Source organism: Microbulbifer sp. (assembly GCF_051659245.1).
GTDB lineage: Bacteria > Pseudomonadota > Gammaproteobacteria > Pseudomonadales > Cellvibrionaceae > Microbulbifer.
Genome location: NZ_JBOFOC010000026.1, coordinates 21,364 through 36,865 on the forward strand (window position 1 = coordinate 21,364; position 15,502 = coordinate 36,865).

Sequence of the window (15,502 nt, forward strand, 5' to 3'; positions counted from 1 at the left end):
TGCAGTGGCCGGTGTTTAGTGGTCAGTGAATTAAGAATAGCTTGTCGCCAATCCCCTCTCCGCGTATGGGTGAGCAGCTAGGCTTTTTGAGAGTAGTCAGGGAGCGAGACGCAGATGAGCAGGGCTGTACAGTTGTGGCTGGCGGGGGTGATTGTGGTTGCGGTCGGCTGTGCCGGTATGGGCACCACCGGTCCCGAGATTACCCAATCCGCCGGCGGTCCCGACTCCGTTTGCGGCAACAAATGGGAACTGAAGCGACTGCGGATCAACGGCGAGGCCATCGCCATCGAGGACAACGAGCGCTTTACCTTCCTGTGCAACCGGGACGGCAATGTGGTGGGCAAGAGCGGCATCAATACCTACCGCGGCGTCCTCCAGGTGACCGACACCGGCCTGCTGTTGTGGGACCCCGCCAGTTTCGCCTCCACCAAGAAAGCCGGCCCGGAGCCGCTGATGCGGCGGGAAAACGCCTATCTTCGCGCCCTGGCCGGCACCCGCCGGGCGCTCACCAAGTCCGGCGGCGAGCGCCTGATACTGCGCGACCCCCCCGGCGACATCTATATCGAATATATCAAGGTGGGACCCTGAACGCCTCCACAGACGGCGGATTGTTTTTGGTGTTAAATGTCACAAAAACAACGAGACCCGCACCATGCTACCAGCCCGCAGACCACTGATTCCCCTCGCCGCTGTCGCACTGCTCATCCTGGGCGGGTGCGGGCAATTAAGTGAGGCAGAACTGGCGGAGGCGGCGGCGGAAGAAGGCTCCATCTGCGAGCACCAGTGGCTGCTGGAGAGCCTCTCGGTGGACGGGCGCGAACACCGCCGGCACCTGCTGTGGCGGAAATTCTGGCGGGAACGCCCCTACTTCACCTGCGACAAACTGGGCTATGTGCGCGGCAGCGCCGGCTCCAATCCCTATCTCGGCCGCTTTTCCCTCTCCGACGGCGGCGAACTCTCCTGGTCGCAACCGCCGACCATTTCCCGCATGAGCGATATCCGCGAGAGCAGCGAACTGGAAAAGGATTATCTCAAGGCCCTGCCGCGAACCGACAGCGCACAGGTGGAAGGGGATTCACTGATCCTGCGCAGCGACAGCGACAAAACCCGGCTGGAGTTCCGGCGCGCGGGAAGCGTCGAATAATAAAAAAGGGCGGCCACTTGGCCGCCATAGCAATGACAATCAAGAAGATTGAGAGAACAACAACGAAAGCCTCAACCTCTATGAGACGAGACAAGCGTTTCGTTGTGATTGCATCCTACCGCTGCGGCGTGACAAAAAGATGACAGTGGCAGTTCGGGCACCGGTTTTTTTCGCATCCTCTGTAGGAGCGGCCGCTGGCCGCGATCAGTCTGTGCCGAACTCGGGACCCGGGACCGGGGCCCGGGAAAAGAATACCGGAACTCGACGAGAAGGCCCTGATACCGGAAGCCGTTCGAGAGAAGCGCCTGCGGCTGATAAACAGACCGACGAGGCTGTTGAACGAACGGCTGCCGGTAGCAGGGCCGCCCAGGCCTCGGCTTAGTGTCACAGGGGTGAGTAGTTACCTGTGCCGAGTATATAAATCGATCGCGGCCATGGGCCGCTCCTACTTGCGGCGCTGGTGTTTTTCCAGGTTATCCTGCCTTTTGCGCTCGCTCTTGCGCAGCAAAATATAGGTGGCCCCCAGGCCGCCGTGCTGCTTCTGCGCACTGTGGAAGGCGAGCACCTCGTGCAGCTGCGGCAGCCAGCAGTTAACACAGCTCTTCAGCAGCGCCGGCTGCGCGCGGCCCTCTCCCTTGCCGTGGGTAATCAGCGCGCAGCGCACATCCGCCTCCATGCAATCGCGCACAAATTCGAACACCGCCCGGCGCGCCATTTCCACCGTGTGCCGGTGCAGGTCGAGCCGCGCATCCACCCGGTATTTGCCCAGTCGCAGATTGCGATAGACGCCGTTCTGGACGCCGTCGCGCTTGAATTCCAGCGGATCCCAGGGGTCCACCGGCTCCGCAAACTCGCCGGCGAGAGGGTTTAGTTCCGCGGTGGTTTCGCGGGTGGCCGCCTCGCGGCGCATGTGTCGATTCAACTCCGCCGCGCTGTCTTTTTTCAGCGCCACTCTCTTTTCGCGGCGCTCACGCGCCAGTGGGCGCACGTCCCCCAGTTCGCCCAGGGCGTCCTGAAACAGATCGCTATCGCTGGTCACTTCATTTCCCCCCGCGTTTCGCTATGGATCGAGAAACAGGTCCACGGCCAGTTCGCCGGCTTTGGCCGGGTTGTGGGCGTAGTTGGTAAAGTCGCTCACGCCGCGCTCGCCCAGCAGCTCCTCGTCGATCAGCTGGCAGCCGGTGAGCGCCCCGTTTTCCGTGAGCAGGATTTCATAGGCGGCGTCCGCCATAATTGCCGGTTTGCGGCTCTGTTCGAACATCTCGCGGCTGCCCACCGCGAACTCGATCGCCGCGGTGGCCACCAGGGTGCGCGGCCACAGGGTGGCGACGCTGACCCCGTCCTCGCGCAGCTCCTCCGCCAACCCCATGCTCAGGATGGTCATGCCGAACTTTGACAGCGCATAGGGCGCACAAGGTCCCAGCCATTCGGGCTTCAGGTTGAGGGGGGGCGAGAGGCTGAGAATATGCCCATTGGCGGACTGTTTGAGATAGGGCGCCGCCAGGTGTGCGGTGAGATAGACGGCGCGGCTGTTGACGCTCTGCATCAGGTCGTAGCGCTTGGGCGGGGTGGATTCCACACTGGTGAGACTGATGGCACCGGCGTTGTTCACCACCGCGTCGATACCGCCGAACGTTTCCGCGGCCCGCGCCATGGCGTCCGCCACCTGCTTTTCCTCGCGCACATCCACCTGCAGCGGCAGCGCCGTACCACCGGCCGCTTCCACCTCGGCCGCCACCGAGTGGATGGTGCCGGGCAACTTGGGATGCGGCTCGGCGGACTTGGCGGCAATCACAATGTTGGCGCCGTCGGCGGCGCACTTGAGCGCGATGGCGCGGCCGATACCGCGACTGGCACCGGTGATAAATACTGTCCTGCCTTTGAGGGCGCCGGTGTTTTCGGTCAGGGTGACAAATTCTTCACTCACGATCGGCCTCCGGGGCAATGACTGCCGGGCTGTAGATTTCCTTGAAGACTTCCGGCATCCGCCTGGGTCTGCCGCTGGACAGCTCGATACACACCATTTGCCATTGGGCACGCAGTATCAGCGCCCGGTCACCGGCGCGGAATACCTGGAAGCCGCGGGTCATGTTCAGGCGCCCGTCGACTTTGGTGAGCCAGGTGCCGAACAACAGTTCGTCGCCCTCTCTCGCCGCCAGTATATAGTCGTACTCCGCGTGGCGGATGGCCATGCCGCGGTCGAGCTCCTGGTAACCGGAGACGTCCAGCCCCAGCGCCGCGCTGTGGGCCCAGCCGGCGCGCTCGCACCAGCGCACATACTCGGCGTTGTTGGCGTGGTGCAGGCCGTCCACGTGTTCGGGCTCTACGATGACTTTCCAGATAAAGGGTCGCGGCAGGTCCCACTGCATTGGCAAACTTCTCACTGCTCGATTGGCCGGAGACTAGGTGATTGCCCGACGCGGGGCAAGGTTGGGGGTGGCAGGATCGTGTGTAGGACCAACTTCACCAACCGGGCCCAAAAACGCAAAAGGCCCCGATTGGGGCCTTTTCAATTCAAGGGACCGGAAGCTCAGGCTTCGGCTCCCTCTGTCTTACCTTCCGCCTGCTGCTGCGCCTGGTTAAGGGCCGCGGCAAAGAGGGCGTCGAAGTTGATCGGCGGCAGCATCAGGGCCGGGAAGGAGCCCTTGGTCACCACGTTGTCCACCACTTCGCGGGCGTAGGGGAAGAGAATCTGCGGGCAGGCGGTGTTCAGCGCCTGGGCCAGCTGCTGGCCCTCCAGGCCCTTGATGGCGAACAGGCCGGCCTGCTTCACTTCCACCAGGAAGGCGGTCTCGTCTTCCAGGCTGACGGTGATGGTCAGGGTCAGGGCGACTTCGTACAGATCCTCGTCGATCTTGTCGGTCTTGGTGTTCAGCTCCTGGTTGACCTGGGGCTTCCACTGCTTCTTGAATATCTCCGCGCCCATGGGGGTCTCGAAGGAGAGGTCCTTGAGATAGATGCGCTGCATCGCGAACTGTACTTTTGGAGCCTCCGCGTTTGCCGCCGCGCCATTCTGTTCTTCAGCCATGTTACTGCCTGTGCATTAATATTGAGTTGATTTATGCCTTCCGTGAGAAAGACTCCCTGTAAAGTCCTTCAAATGGGGCCCGTGAACACTTTTTCAAGGTCTGAGCCCCAGTCAGGCGGCCAACAGCTTGTCGAGCTGGCCGCTCCGCTCCAGCGCCACCAGTTGGTCGCAGCCGCCCACGTGGTGCTCGCCGATCCAGATCTGCGGCACTGTGCGACTGCCCGCCCTGGCGGCCATCTGCGCGCGCAGTTCGGGATCGCCGTCCACCGATATCTCGCGGTATTCGACGCCCTTGCTGTCCAGCAGGTACTTGGCGCGGATGCAGTAGGGACAGAAGCGGGTGGTATAAATTACTACCTGGGCCATGACTGCACCGTTACAACTTGTGGCAACCCTATCAACCCTTCACCAGCGGCAGGTTCTGGTTGGACCACTCGACCATCCCCCCCTGCAGCCGCCGCACCTGAAACCCCTCGCGCTTGAGCAACCGGCCCACGGCGCCGGCGTGCTGGCCCATCTTGTCCACCACGATCAGCGGCTTGTCTTTGACCTTGGCCAGCTCCGCAATCCGCTCCGCCACCTGGCCGTGGGGGATATTCAGGGCATCGACGATGTGCCCGGCGCTGTATTCGCTTTTGTCGCGGATATCCAGTACCCGCGCCCCGTCGCTGTTGATCAGCCGCGTCACCTCGTGCACCGAGGCGGGTGTGCCGGCTTTATGGCGCTCGCTGAGCGCAAAGGCGTAGAGCAAAACCACCAGAAGACTGACCAGCAGCCACTGCTCGCTCATAAAAACGAAAAAATCCACCGCTCCCCCGAAAGATTAGCTCTGTTTGTTATCGCCCAGTCGGCAGGGCCGGGAGTATACACGATTGTGGCGAAATCTTAACCAGCGATTTCGCCATCCACCGTCGCGACACCTGACCTGGAGGGCGCAGACAGGTTAAAATCCGCCGCTGGCTCCAGCCATTCAGGTTCAACTCACATCGGTATAGGAATTTTCGCTATGGCATCTGCGCAGTCCCCGCACCATACCTCCCCGCGTCCCCTGATCCTGCTGATCCTGGACGGCTTCGGCCACAGCGACAATCCCGAGCACAACGCCATCCACGCGGCCAAAACGCCGGTGTGGGACGACCTCTGGGCCAACCGCCCGAAGACCCTGATCCAGACCTCCGGCATGGCCGTGGGTCTGCCGGAGGGGCAGATGGGCAACTCGGAAGTGGGGCATATGACCCTGGGCGCCGGCCGCGTGGTGTACCAGAACTTCACCCGCATCAACAAGGCGATCGAGGACGGCGACTTCTTCCGCAACCCCGCCTACACCCGCGCGGTGGACAGGGCCGTGGCCAACAACGGCGCGGTGCATATCATGGGCCTGCTGTCCGAAGGTGGAGTGCACAGCCACGAGGACCATATCATCGCCATGGCCACCCTGGCCGCCCAGCGCGGCGCGCAGAAGATCTACCTGCACGCCTTCCTGGACGGCCGCGATACCCCCCCGCGCAGCGCCGAATCCTCACTGGCGCGCCTGCAACAGGTATGCGACTCCCTGGGCACCGCGCGCATCGCCAGCCTCGCCGGCCGCTACTACGCCATGGACCGGGACCAGCGCTGGGACAGGACCCGCGCCGTGTACGATCTGATCACCCAGGGCAAGGCCGGGCACCGGGTCGACGATGCCCTGGCGGGCCTGAACGCCGCCTATGAGCGCGGCGAGAACGACGAGTTCGTGGCCCCCACCCTGGTGGGCGAACCGGCGCCGATCGCCGACGGCGACGCGGTCATCTATATGAACTTTCGCCCGGACCGCGCGCGCCAGTTGACCCGCGCCTTTACCGAAAAGGACTTCGACGGCTTCGAGCGCGAGGCTGCGCCCAAGCTGGCGGACTTCGTGATGACCACCGAATACGCCGCCGATATCCAGGCCAGCTGTGCCTTCCCGCCGGAGGAGATGACCAACTCCCTCGGCGAATACCTCGCCGGACTGGGCAAGACCCAACTGCGCATCGCCGAGACCGAAAAGTACGCCCACGTCACCTTCTTCTTCAGCGGCGGCCGCGAAGACCCCTATTCCGGCGAGACCCGCGAGCTGATCAAATCCCCGAACGTGGCCACCTACGACCTGCAGCCGGAGATGAACGCGCCGGAGGTAACCGACAAGCTGGTGAAGGCCATCGGCAGCGGCGACTTCGACACCATTATCTGCAACTATGCCAACGGCGATATGGTCGGGCACACCGGGGTGTTCGAGGCGGCGGTAAAGGCGGTGGAAGCCCTGGACGCCTGCGTCAGCCGCGTGGTGGACGCCGCGCTGTCCGCCGGCGGCGAAGTGCTGATCACCGCGGACCACGGCAATGTGGAAGAGATGTACGATCCCGAATCCGGCCAGGTGAGCACCCAGCACTCCACCCTGCCGGTGCCCTTCGTCTACGTCGGCGAGCGCAAACTCCACCTGCGCGACGGCGGCAGCCTGGCGGACGTGGCCCCCACCATGCTGGAGCTGATGGGCCTGCCGCAACCGGAGGAAATGACCGGCGAAAGCCTGGTGCAATTCGAGCAATGAAAATATTGACCGCTGTTCTCGCCGCGTTGCTGATCCTGCCCGCCTGGGCGGAGGAGGACCAGCAGGCGCGCCTGCGGGAAATCAAGCAGCGCATCGAATCGCTGCAACAGGAACTCAACCAGGTGCGGAGCCAGCGCGACCAGCTGCTCAAGGACCTGGAGGAGAATGAAAAGGATATCTCCGAGCTGCACAGGCGTGTCGACCAGATAAAAAACGATATGCGCAGCCGCACCGACAAGCTGCGGGAGCTAAAGCAGGAGCAGCAGCAACTGGAGGAATCGCGGCGAAGTATGCAGCGGCGGGTCGAGCAGGAGATCGCCGCCGCTTACCGACTGGGAAGACAGGAGCAGATCAAGCTGCTCCTCAACCAACAAGACCCGCAACACATCGCCCGCCAGCTCCGCTACCACGAATACTTCCTTCAAGAACGCAGCCGCGTTATCGACGACTACCTCGACACCCTCGCCGGCCTGGAAACCATCAGCGGCAACATCCGCCGCGAGCGCGACACCCTGGACGCCGAGCGCCGCCAGTTGCAGGCGCGGGAGAACCAGTTGCAGGTCGCGCGCCGCGCGCGCCAGTCCACCCTGGACAAACTGGCCGCGCGCCTCGCCGACAAGAGCGGCGAACTGCAGCAGCTGAAGGGCGATCGCTCGCGCCTGCAGAGGCTGGTGGACGAAGTGGGCCGCGCCATCGCCTCGCTGGTGAGCCCGCAGGACCAGCAGCCTTTCGCCAAACACCGCGGGCGCATGCAGTGGCCGGCGAAGGGCCGCCGCGCCAACGCCTACGGCCAGCGCCGCGCCAACGGCATCACCTGGACCGGAATCACCATCCGCGCCCCCGAGGGCGAACCGGTGCGCGCCATCCACCGCGGCCGGGTGGTATTCTCCGACTATCTGCGCGGCCAGGGCATGTTGCTGATCCTCGATCACGGCGACGGCTATATGAGCCTCTACGGCCACAACCAGTCGCTCACCCGCAGCATTGGGGAATGGGTGGAGCGCGGCGATACCATCGCCCGGGTCGGCGACAGCGGCGGCCTCAGCCAGAGCGGCCTCTACTTCGAGATCCGCCACCGGGGCAGGCCGCAGGACCCCACGGTATGGTGCCGCTCCTGAATACCCGCCCCTGACAAACAGGCGCCGGAAAGGCAGTCCGCTTTTCACATGGTGAAAATGCCCGCCAACTTGAAAACTCTGCCAGCCGCCGCGGTCTACACTTTTGCAAAGAAGCGAAGCTATAAGGCAGAGGTTTCCACAGTATGTTCACTCCCAAAGCGCTGACCACTTTCATCGGCGCAGCCGCCCTAACCGCACTGCCGTTGATGGGTCTCAGCGAAGGGGAATCTCCGGCGATCACCGTCCCCGATGCCGAGACGCGCCTGCCGCTGGAAGATCTGCGCAACTTCGCCAAAGTGTTCGAACAGATCCGCCAGGGCTATATCGAGGAGGTCGACGACAGCACCCTGCTGGAGTACGCCATCAAGGGCATGCTGCAGGGGCTGGACCCCCACTCCTCCTACCTGGACCGGGAATCCTTCGACGACCTGCAGGCCAACACCACCGGCGAATTCGCCGGCCTGGGAATCGAAGTGGGCATCGAGGGCGAGCACATCACCGTGGTCACCCCCATGGACGACACCCCCGCCTCCCGCGCCGGGCTCAAGGCCGGCGACGTGATCCTGCGCCTGTCCGGCAAATCCATGAAGGGCGTCAGCCTGGATGAAGCGGTGGAGCGCATGCGCGGGCCCAAGGGCAGCAGTGTGACCATGACTATCGCGCGCAAGGGCTACAAGGAACCCTTCCAGGTCACCATCAAGCGGGACACCGTGCGCGTACGCAGTGTGCGCAGCGAACTGCTGGACGAGGGCTACGGCTACCTGCGCATCAGCCAGTTCCAACTGGATACCGGCGGCGACGTGGCGCGGGAAATCCAGAAGCTGCAGAGGAAAGGCGAACTTATGGGCCTGGTGATCGACCTGCGCAACAACCCCGGCGGCGTGCTGCAGTCTTCAGTGGAAGTGGCGGACGCCTTCCTGGACGAAGGCCTGGTGGTCTACACCGAGGGCCGCAACGAATCCGCCAACCTGAAGTACTCCGCCGAACCCGGCGACCTCACCGACGGCGCGCCGCTGGTGGTGCTGATCAACGAGGGCTCCGCCTCCGCCGCGGAGATCGTCGCCGGCGCCCTGCAGGACCACCGCCGCGCGGTGGTGATGGGCACCGACAGCTTCGGCAAGGGCTCGGTGCAGACGGTGATCCCCATCAACAACGAGCGCGCCATCAAACTGACCACCGCGCTCTACTTCACCCCCAAGGGCCGCTCCATTCAGGCCCAGGGCATCACCCCGGATATCGTGGTGGAGCGGGTCAAAGTCACCCGCGTCAAACCCAGCTCGCGCACCACCGAGGCGGACCTGGCCGGCCACCTGGGCAACGGCAATGGCGGCGAGGAGCGCAATTCCGAGGACCGCAAGCGGGAAAAAGAGAGCCGCGAGGACTGGCTCGACCGCGACAACCAGATTTTTGAAGCGCTTAATGTGTTGAAGGGCCTGAATCTCTACGCCCAGAGAGACAGGGAGACCCGCGCGCGCTTCGCCCGCGCGGATTAATTCACAAACCGCCCTGAACAGCAGCACCTCGGAACCAGCCATGCAGCAGTACCGCACCGGCGAGAAAGGCAAAACCATCCCTCCGCGCGCCGAGCGCTACTACAAACTGGAAAACGACTGGTACTTCCAGGTCCGCGGCGGCTCCAGCTTCGGCCCCTACCGCTGCTGCGACGAAGCCAGGGGCGCCGTCCGGCAGCTCTTTCATCTCAAGAACAATGTGGTGCGGCCGTTTGGCAACCTGCGCGCCAAACCCCGGCGCAACGACCAGACCCGCTGACACTCCAGGGGGTCAATACGGTTGAGTCAGACCAGAATGGCACTGACTTAAGCGGTTTCCGGCTCCCGTAGGGCGGATAAGCGAAGCGCATCCGCCGCCCCAGTCCTTGCAACTGGTGGATGCGCTTCGCTTATCCACCCTACAAATAAGGCCATTTGCGCTTAAGTCAGCGTCATTCGAGTCAGACCACTTTTGTATTCGTAGGGTGCGCCAGCGCACCGCCCCTACAGACGCATCTCGATACCGGCCTGCTGCATAAACTCCTTGGCCTCGGCAATGGTGTATTCGCCGAAGTGAAAAATACTCGCCGCCAGTACCGCGTCGGCGCCGCCTTGCAACACGCCGTCCACCAGATGCTGCAGATTGCCCACGCCGCCGGAGGCGATCACCGGCACCGGCACCGCATCCGCCACCGCGCGGGTCAGGGCCAGGTCGAAGCCGTTCTTGGTACCGTCGCGGTCCATGCTGGTGAGCAGGATTTCCCCGGCGCCCAGGTCGGCCATTTGTTTCGCCCACTGTACCGCATCGATGCCGGTGGGTTTGCGGCCTCCGTGGGTAAAAATCTCCCATCGACCCTCCCCCACCTGCTTGGCATCGATGGCGACGACGATGCACTGGCTGCCGAAGCGCTCGGCGGCCTCGCGCACGAATTCGGGATTTTTCACCGCGGCGGAGTTGACCGCGGTCTTGTCCGCGCCGGCGTTGAGCAGGTTGCGAATATCCTCCAGCGCGCGCACGCCGCCGCCGACGGTCAGCGGAATAAACACTTCCGAGGCCATTTTTTCCACCGTGTGCAGGGTGGTGTCCCGCTCCTCGTGGGTGGCGGTGATATCCAGGAAGGTGATCTCGTCCGCACCCGCCTCGTTGTAGCGGCGGGCGATTTCCACCGGGTCGCCGGCATCTCGGATATCGACGAAGTTGACTCCTTTCACCACCCGGCCGGCGTCCACATCCAGGCAGGGGATGATGCGTTTGGCGAGGCCCATTTTATTTTTCCCAGTCGTCGCAGAGCTGCTGCGCGGCGCGCAGGTCCAGCTTGTCTTCGTAGATGGCGCGGCCGGAAATCGCTCCATAGATTTCCCCGGCCTCCAATAATTTCCGGATATCCTCGATACTGCTGACGCCGCCGGAGGCGATGATGGGGATCTGCACCGCGCGGGCCATTTCCAGGGTGGCCGGGATATTCACTCCCTGCATCATGCCGTCGCGGGCAATGTCCGTGTACACGATGGCGCTCACACCGCAGTCGGCAAAGCGTTTGGCCAGTTCGGTGGCCTGAACGTCCGATACCTCGGCCCAGCCCTCAGTGGCCACCAGGCCGTCTTTGGCATCCAGGCCGACGATAATATGCCCCTCGAATTCCCGGCAGGCCTCTTTTACCAGCTGCGGATTCTTTACCGCGGCGGTGCCGATAATCGCCCAGGTGACACCCGCATCCAGATATTTTTCAACGGTATCCAGATCGCGGATACCGCCGCCGATCTGCACCGGCAGTTGGGGAAACTGTTTCGCGATGGCGGTGATCGCCTCGCCGTTGACCGGATTGCCGGCGAAGGCGCCGTTCAGGTCCACCAGGTGCAGGCGCCGCGCGCCCTCGTCGACCCAGTGCTGGGCGGTGGCCAGGGGATCGTCGGAAAATACCGTGGCGTCGTCCATCTCACCCTGGCGCAGGCGGACGCACTGGCCGTCTTTTAAATCAATTGCGGGGATTACGATCATATTCAGTCTTCAGCGGTAGATAGAATTCCGTAGGAGCGGGCCATGCCCGCGATCGCACTGCGCTGCGAAGCACCGCCGATCGCGGCCATGGGCGGATGGCCGCCCCGCCGCTCCTACAAGGTAATACTCAAACTTTGCCGTTCCAGGCGACAAAATTTTTCAGCAGCTGCAGGCCGGCATCGGCACTTTTCTCCGGGTGAAACTGGGTGGCGAAAATATTTTCCCGGGCCACCGCGGCGGCGATCGAAACACCGTACTCAGTCTGCCCGGCGATATCCTCGTTGCCCCCGCCGGGCACATAGTAGCTGTGCACGAAATAGAAACGGCTGCCGTTTTCGATATTGTGCCAGAGGGGGTGCTCGCGCTTTTGCTCCACACGGTTCCAGCCCATATGCGGCACTTTCAAACGCTCATTGTTCTCGCGCAGGTCCCTGCCGAAAAATTTCACCGGCTGCGGAAAAATATCCAGGCAGTCCACGCCGTTGTTCTCCTCACTGCGGCGCATCATGATCTGCATGCCCACGCAGATGCCCAGCACCGGCAGGCCGGATTCGACCGCGCTGTGCAGCAGCGGCGCGAAGCCGGGGCGGACGAAGCCCTCCATGCAGTCGCGGATCGCCCCCACCCCCGGTACCAGCAGTCGGTCGGCCCCCTCGGCCTGATGCGGCTCTGTGGCCAGCACCACCTCCTCGCCCGGCGCCACCTTTTGCAGCGCACTGGCCACCGAGTGCAGGTTGCCCATGCCGTAGTCGAGCACTGCGATTTTCTGCACAGTTTACCTCCTGGGTCCGCCTAAACTTCCCCTCTCCCGCTTGCGGGAGAGGGTGGCCCGGAGGCCGGGAGAGGGGAGCAAAGCCGCCATTTACAGCACTCCCTTGGTTGAGGGCGTGGTGCCGGCCATGCGCGGGTCCGGGGTCAGCGCCATGCGCAGGGCGCGGCCGAAGGCCTTGAACACCGTCTCCACCTGGTGGTGGGCATTGTGGCCGCGCAGGCAGTCGATATGCAGGGTAACCAGGGCGTGGTTGACGAAGCCCTGGAAGAATTCGTAGAAGAGTTCGGTATCGAACTGGCCGATGCGCTTCTGGGTAAAGGGCACGTTCATCACCAGCCCCGGGCGGCCGGAAAAATCCACCACCACCCGCGAGAGGGCCTCGTCCAGCGGTACATAGCTGTGGCCGTAGCGGGTGATGCCCTTCTTGTCCCCCAGCGCTTCGGTAATCGCTTTGCCCAGGGTGATGCCGATATCCTCCACCGTGTGGTGGTCGTCGATATGCACATCCCCCTTGCAGGTGATATCCAGGTCGATCATGCCGTGGCGGGCAATCTGGTCCAGCATATGCTCCAGGAAAGGCACGCCGGTATCGAAACGGCCGCGGCCGTCCCCATCCAGATTGACGCTGACTTTGATTTGGGTCTCCAGAGTGTCGCGGCTGACGCTGGCACTGCGCATGGTTTTTCTCTATTTGCGGCGGAAGGGCGCGATTATAGGACGAAAGCCCGCGCCTGTGGCCGGGTAGTGTCAACTGTAACTTGATTTGCCCGGCCGACTCCCTATTATTGGCGCCATGGTTAAGTACCGCCACCAAATGCCCCGCTTCTGGGCCAGTCTTCTGCTGCTGCTCGCACTGCTCGCAGCGCAGCCGTTGTGGGCGGAGCACATCCACCTGAACGACGGCCAGGTGGAGCTGTGCGACCTGTGCTTCAACCATATGCCCGCTGCCCACGGCAGTGATCTGCAGTTCTCGCAACCGGCGCCGGCGGTGCTCTACACCAATCCGGGCGCACCGGCTCCCCGCGACTGCCAGCCGGAACGCCAGAGCGCCCGCGCACCGCCAGTCTCCCTGTCACACCTCTAAACCACAACACCAATAGTTTCCGAATTCCGGTGGCGGCTTTCGCCCGCCGCCCTGTGTGACAGGTATAAAAATCGATGAACAAGACCAGCAAACTGGCCCTGGCGATTGCCGGCGCCCTGACCGTGCCCGCTACTTACGCAACAACAGGCGCCGACGAAACCCTGGAAGAGATCAATGTCACCGTCTCCCCGCTGGACAAGCCCGCGGACGCAGTGGCCGCGCCGGTGTCGGTGCTGTCCGGCGACGAACTGCGCAGCGCCGCTTCCGCCACCCTGGGGCAGACGCTGCAGAACGAACTGGGCGTGGCCAACGCCTCCTTCGGCAGCGGCGTGGGCCTGCCGGTGATCCGCGGCCAGAGCGCCAACCGGGTCAAGGTACTGAATGACAATCTGGACGTGGGCGACGCCTCCAACACCAGCTCCGACCACGCCGCCACAGTGGAGTCGCTGCTGGCCGAGCGCATCGAAATCCTGCGCGGCCCCGCGGCACTGCGCTACGGCAGCGGCGCCATCGGCGGGGTGGTGAACGTGATTGACGGGCGCATCCCCACGAAAGTGCCCGAAGAACTGGAGGGCGCCCTGGAAATGCGCCACAACACCGGCAACAGCCAGGACGCCGGCGTCTTCCGCCTGTCCGGCGGCGCCGGTCAGGTGGCCTGGTATCTGGACGGCGTCTACCGCGACAGCGACAACACCGAAATCCCCGGCCTCGCCATCCACCATCACGAAGAAGAGGAGCACCACGAAGAGGAGGAGGGCGAGGAACATCACGAAGAGGAGGAGTTCAACACCGACGGCTTCGTGGCCAATAGCAACGCCCGCGCCCACAGCTACAGCGGCGGCGCCTCCTGGATCACCGACAGCGGCTACCTGGGCTTCTCCATCAACCGCCTGGAGAACAACTACGGCATTCCCCTGGGCGCCCACGCCCACCACGAGGAAGAGGGGGAAGAAGAAGGACACGAAGAACACGAGGAACACGAGGAGCACGGCGAAGAACCGGAAATCGTGCGCATCGACCAGAAGCAGACCCGCTACGACCTCAAGGGCGAACACCGCTTCGGCGGCGAGTACTGGGACAAGCTGCTGTTCCGCCTGGGCTACAACGACTACGAGCACGTGGAACTGGAAGGGGGCGAGCCGGGCACCCGCTTTACCAACGAGGCCTGGGAGAGCCGCATAGAAGTGACCCACGACGGCGGCGGCGAGTGGCGGGGCGCCTACGGCCTGCAGCTGTCCGACAAGGACTTCGCGGCAATCGGCGAGGAAGCTTTCGTACAGCCCTCCAACACCCGGAGCACCGGCGCCTTTGTAATGAAAGAGCGCGCCTGGGGCGACTGGCACCTGGACCTGGGCGGCCGCCTGGAGCGGGTCAGCGTGGACCCGCAAAACGGCTCGAGCGAGGACTACAATCTGGTCGGCGCCAGCGCCGCGCTGCAGTACTTCCTCGCCGAACACCAACACCTCAGCCTGGGCCTGACCAGCGCCGAGCGCGCGCCGGTGGCCGAAGAGCTGTTCGCCGACGGCGCCCACGTGGCCGAGGCCCGCTATCTGATCGGCAACGCCGATCTGGACAAGGAGAACTCCGCCAACCTGGAACTGGGCTACCACCACCACAACCAGGAGGCCAGCGGCTGGCACGCCGTGCGCATCGAGGCGAGCATCTTCTACAACCGGGTGGGCGACTATATCTACGCCGCCAACTTCGATGCCGACGACGTGTTGAGCGAATTCCCCATCTACACCTACGTCAACCGCGACGCCACCTTCTACGGCGCCGAGGCCTCGGTGAAGGTCCCGCTGCACCAGTTCCTTCACCTGACCCTGTTCGGCGACGCGGTGCGCGCCCGCTTCGACGACAGCATCGATGGAGAGAGCCGCGACGTGCCGCGCATGCCGCCGCTGCGCGTCGGCCTGGCCCTGGGCGGCGACTACAATCAGTGGAGCTGGGAATGGCGCACCACCCGGGCCGACGAGCAGGACAGGCCCGGCGCCTTCGAGGAGCCCACCGACAGCTACACGCGCATGGACCTCACCGCCCGCTACAATCTCGCGCTGGGCGACACCGACGCAGTGCTCTTTGTCAGCGGCCGCAACCTGCTGGACGAGGAGATCCGCAACTCCACCTCCCTGCTGCGGGACTACGCCCCGGAGATGGGCCGGAGCGTTGAAGCCGGCGTGAGGTTTATTTTCTAGCCCGCAACTGCTTCAATTGGGGGCCATGCCCCCGATCAACACTGTTTTGTAGGAGAAGCGGCCCATGGCCGCGATCGATCTGGGATTAAACTGCCATCGATCGCGG

18 protein-coding genes are annotated in these 15,502 nt (G+C 63.7%); 8 read left to right on the forward strand and 10 right to left on the reverse strand.

Features of this window, described 5'->3' with window-relative positions:
• The first annotated feature begins 114 nt into the window (after positions 1–114).
• Both ACRC0P_RS03100 and ACRC0P_RS03105 read left to right on the forward strand, forming a co-directional pair.
• Positions 115–588 carry an META domain-containing protein gene (locus tag ACRC0P_RS03100; RefSeq protein ID WP_438628323.1) on the forward strand — a complete coding sequence of 158 codons (474 nt, stop codon included), beginning with the start codon at positions 115–117 and terminating at the stop codon, positions 586–588.
• A 64-nt stretch (positions 589–652) separates the two neighbouring features.
• A complete protein-coding gene (locus ACRC0P_RS03105) occupies positions 653–1,144 on the forward strand; it encodes an META domain-containing protein (RefSeq protein WP_438628324.1) in 492 nt (163 codons plus the stop codon).
• A 445-nt stretch (positions 1,145–1,589) separates the two neighbouring features.
• On the opposite strand, the gene smrA is transcribed toward ACRC0P_RS03105, so the two are convergent.
• The 6 genes from smrA to ACRC0P_RS03135 form a co-directional block, all read right to left on the reverse strand.
• Positions 1,590–2,183: a DNA endonuclease SmrA gene (smrA, locus tag ACRC0P_RS03110; protein WP_438628325.1), complete on the reverse strand. Its 594-nt coding sequence runs from the start codon at positions 2,181–2,183 to the stop codon at positions 1,590–1,592.
• Positions 2,184–2,204: 21 nt separating this feature from the next.
• The gene (locus tag ACRC0P_RS03115; protein WP_438628326.1) at positions 2,205–3,071 is read right to left on the reverse strand and encodes an SDR family oxidoreductase; all 867 of its coding nucleotides are present in this window, start codon (positions 3,069–3,071) and stop codon (positions 2,205–2,207) included.
• A complete protein-coding gene (locus ACRC0P_RS03120; protein WP_438628327.1) occupies positions 3,064–3,513 on the reverse strand; it encodes an acyl-CoA thioesterase in 450 nt (149 codons plus the stop codon). Before ACRC0P_RS03120 ends, ACRC0P_RS03115 begins: the two co-directional genes overlap by 8 nt.
• Positions 3,514–3,674: 161 nt before the next feature.
• Positions 3,675–4,172 carry a protein-export chaperone SecB gene (gene secB / locus ACRC0P_RS03125; RefSeq protein WP_438628328.1) on the reverse strand — a complete coding sequence of 166 codons (498 nt, stop codon included), beginning with the start codon at positions 4,170–4,172 and terminating at the stop codon, positions 3,675–3,677.
• A 111-nt stretch (positions 4,173–4,283) separates the two neighbouring features.
• The gene (gene grxC / locus ACRC0P_RS03130) at positions 4,284–4,538 is read right to left on the reverse strand and encodes a glutaredoxin 3 (RefSeq protein WP_438628329.1); all 255 of its coding nucleotides are present in this window, start codon (positions 4,536–4,538) and stop codon (positions 4,284–4,286) included.
• Positions 4,539–4,569: 31 nt separating this feature from the next.
• Complete coding sequence (locus ACRC0P_RS03135) at positions 4,570–4,980, reverse strand: rhodanese-like domain-containing protein (RefSeq protein WP_438628330.1); 411 nt, start codon at positions 4,978–4,980, stop codon at positions 4,570–4,572.
• A gap of 198 nt (positions 4,981–5,178) precedes the next feature.
• Here ACRC0P_RS03135 and gpmI point away from each other — a divergent pair, with 198 nt between their 5' ends.
• From gpmI to ACRC0P_RS03155, 4 genes are all read left to right on the forward strand, one after another.
• Positions 5,179–6,738 (forward strand): 2,3-bisphosphoglycerate-independent phosphoglycerate mutase, encoded by a 1,560-nt coding sequence (gpmI, locus tag ACRC0P_RS03140; protein WP_438628331.1) that lies wholly within the window; start codon positions 5,179–5,181, stop codon positions 6,736–6,738.
• The gene (locus ACRC0P_RS03145; RefSeq protein ID WP_438628332.1) at positions 6,735–7,856 is read left to right on the forward strand and encodes a murein hydrolase activator EnvC family protein; all 1,122 of its coding nucleotides are present in this window, start codon (positions 6,735–6,737) and stop codon (positions 7,854–7,856) included. The genes gpmI and ACRC0P_RS03145 overlap by 4 nt, the downstream gene beginning before the upstream one ends.
• Before the next feature lie 143 nt (positions 7,857–7,999).
• Positions 8,000–9,349 (forward strand): S41 family peptidase, encoded by a 1,350-nt coding sequence (locus ACRC0P_RS03150; RefSeq protein ID WP_438628333.1) that lies wholly within the window; start codon positions 8,000–8,002, stop codon positions 9,347–9,349.
• Positions 9,350–9,389: 40 nt separating this feature from the next.
• Positions 9,390–9,626: a hypothetical protein gene (locus ACRC0P_RS03155; RefSeq protein WP_438628334.1), complete on the forward strand. Its 237-nt coding sequence runs from the start codon at positions 9,390–9,392 to the stop codon at positions 9,624–9,626.
• A 224-nt stretch (positions 9,627–9,850) separates the two neighbouring features.
• Here the strand turns inward: ACRC0P_RS03155 and hisF are convergent, their stop codons facing one another.
• The 4 genes from hisF to hisB all read right to left on the reverse strand — a co-directional run bounded on the left by hisF (position 9,851) and on the right by hisB (position 12,795).
• Positions 9,851–10,612: an imidazole glycerol phosphate synthase subunit HisF gene (gene hisF, locus ACRC0P_RS03160; RefSeq protein ID WP_438628335.1), complete on the reverse strand. Its 762-nt coding sequence runs from the start codon at positions 10,610–10,612 to the stop codon at positions 9,851–9,853.
• A 1-nt stretch (position 10,613) separates the two neighbouring features.
• Positions 10,614–11,345 carry a 1-(5-phosphoribosyl)-5-[(5-phosphoribosylamino)methylideneamino]imidazole-4-carboxamide isomerase gene (gene hisA / locus ACRC0P_RS03165; RefSeq protein WP_438628336.1) on the reverse strand — a complete coding sequence of 244 codons (732 nt, stop codon included), beginning with the start codon at positions 11,343–11,345 and terminating at the stop codon, positions 10,614–10,616.
• Between the two features lie 127 nt (positions 11,346–11,472).
• A complete protein-coding gene (hisH, locus tag ACRC0P_RS03170) occupies positions 11,473–12,117 on the reverse strand; it encodes an imidazole glycerol phosphate synthase subunit HisH (protein WP_438628337.1) in 645 nt (214 codons plus the stop codon).
• A 90-nt stretch (positions 12,118–12,207) separates the two neighbouring features.
• Positions 12,208–12,795: an imidazoleglycerol-phosphate dehydratase HisB gene (gene hisB / locus ACRC0P_RS03175; RefSeq protein ID WP_438628338.1), complete on the reverse strand. Its 588-nt coding sequence runs from the start codon at positions 12,793–12,795 to the stop codon at positions 12,208–12,210.
• A gap of 136 nt (positions 12,796–12,931) precedes the next feature.
• Here hisB and ACRC0P_RS03180 point away from each other — a divergent pair, with 136 nt between their 5' ends.
• Together ACRC0P_RS03180 and ACRC0P_RS03185 are read left to right on the forward strand one after the other, a co-directional pair.
• Positions 12,932–13,201 carry a hypothetical protein gene (locus ACRC0P_RS03180; protein ID WP_438628339.1) on the forward strand — a complete coding sequence of 90 codons (270 nt, stop codon included), beginning with the start codon at positions 12,932–12,934 and terminating at the stop codon, positions 13,199–13,201.
• A 74-nt stretch (positions 13,202–13,275) separates the two neighbouring features.
• On the forward strand, positions 13,276–15,396 hold the full coding sequence (locus tag ACRC0P_RS03185) for a TonB-dependent receptor (RefSeq protein ID WP_438628340.1): 2,121 nt from the start codon (positions 13,276–13,278) through the stop codon (positions 15,394–15,396).
• Positions 15,397–15,502: the final 106 nt, after the last annotated feature.

Bases quoted from the DNA above. Each gene is read 5' to 3' on its own strand.
- ACRC0P_RS03100 (WP_438628323.1), top strand. From the start codon at position 115: ATGAGCAGGGCTGTACAGTTGTGGCTGGCGGGGGTGATTGTGGTTGCG.
- ACRC0P_RS03105 (WP_438628324.1), top strand. From the start codon at position 653: ATGCTACCAGCCCGCAGACCACTGATTCCCCTCGCCGCTGTCGCACTG.
- ACRC0P_RS03120 (WP_438628327.1), bottom strand. From the start codon at position 3,513: ATGCAGTGGGACCTGCCGCGACCCTTTATCTGGAAAGTCATCGTAGAG.
- secB (WP_438628328.1), bottom strand. From the start codon at position 4,172: ATGGCTGAAGAACAGAATGGCGCGGCGGCAAACGCGGAGGCTCCAAAA.
- grxC (WP_438628329.1), bottom strand. From the start codon at position 4,538: ATGGCCCAGGTAGTAATTTATACCACCCGCTTCTGTCCCTACTGCATC.
- gpmI (WP_438628331.1), top strand. From the start codon at position 5,179: ATGGCATCTGCGCAGTCCCCGCACCATACCTCCCCGCGTCCCCTGATC.
- ACRC0P_RS03145 (WP_438628332.1), top strand. From the start codon at position 6,735: ATGAAAATATTGACCGCTGTTCTCGCCGCGTTGCTGATCCTGCCCGCC.
- ACRC0P_RS03150 (WP_438628333.1), top strand. From the start codon at position 8,000: ATGTTCACTCCCAAAGCGCTGACCACTTTCATCGGCGCAGCCGCCCTA.
- ACRC0P_RS03155 (WP_438628334.1), top strand. From the start codon at position 9,390: ATGCAGCAGTACCGCACCGGCGAGAAAGGCAAAACCATCCCTCCGCGC.
- hisF (WP_438628335.1), bottom strand. From the start codon at position 10,612: ATGGGCCTCGCCAAACGCATCATCCCCTGCCTGGATGTGGACGCCGGC.
- hisA (WP_438628336.1), bottom strand. From the start codon at position 11,345: ATGATCGTAATCCCCGCAATTGATTTAAAAGACGGCCAGTGCGTCCGC.
- hisB (WP_438628338.1), bottom strand. From the start codon at position 12,795: ATGCGCAGTGCCAGCGTCAGCCGCGACACTCTGGAGACCCAAATCAAA.
- ACRC0P_RS03180 (WP_438628339.1), top strand. From the start codon at position 12,932: ATGCCCCGCTTCTGGGCCAGTCTTCTGCTGCTGCTCGCACTGCTCGCA.
- ACRC0P_RS03185 (WP_438628340.1), top strand. From the start codon at position 13,276: ATGAACAAGACCAGCAAACTGGCCCTGGCGATTGCCGGCGCCCTGACC.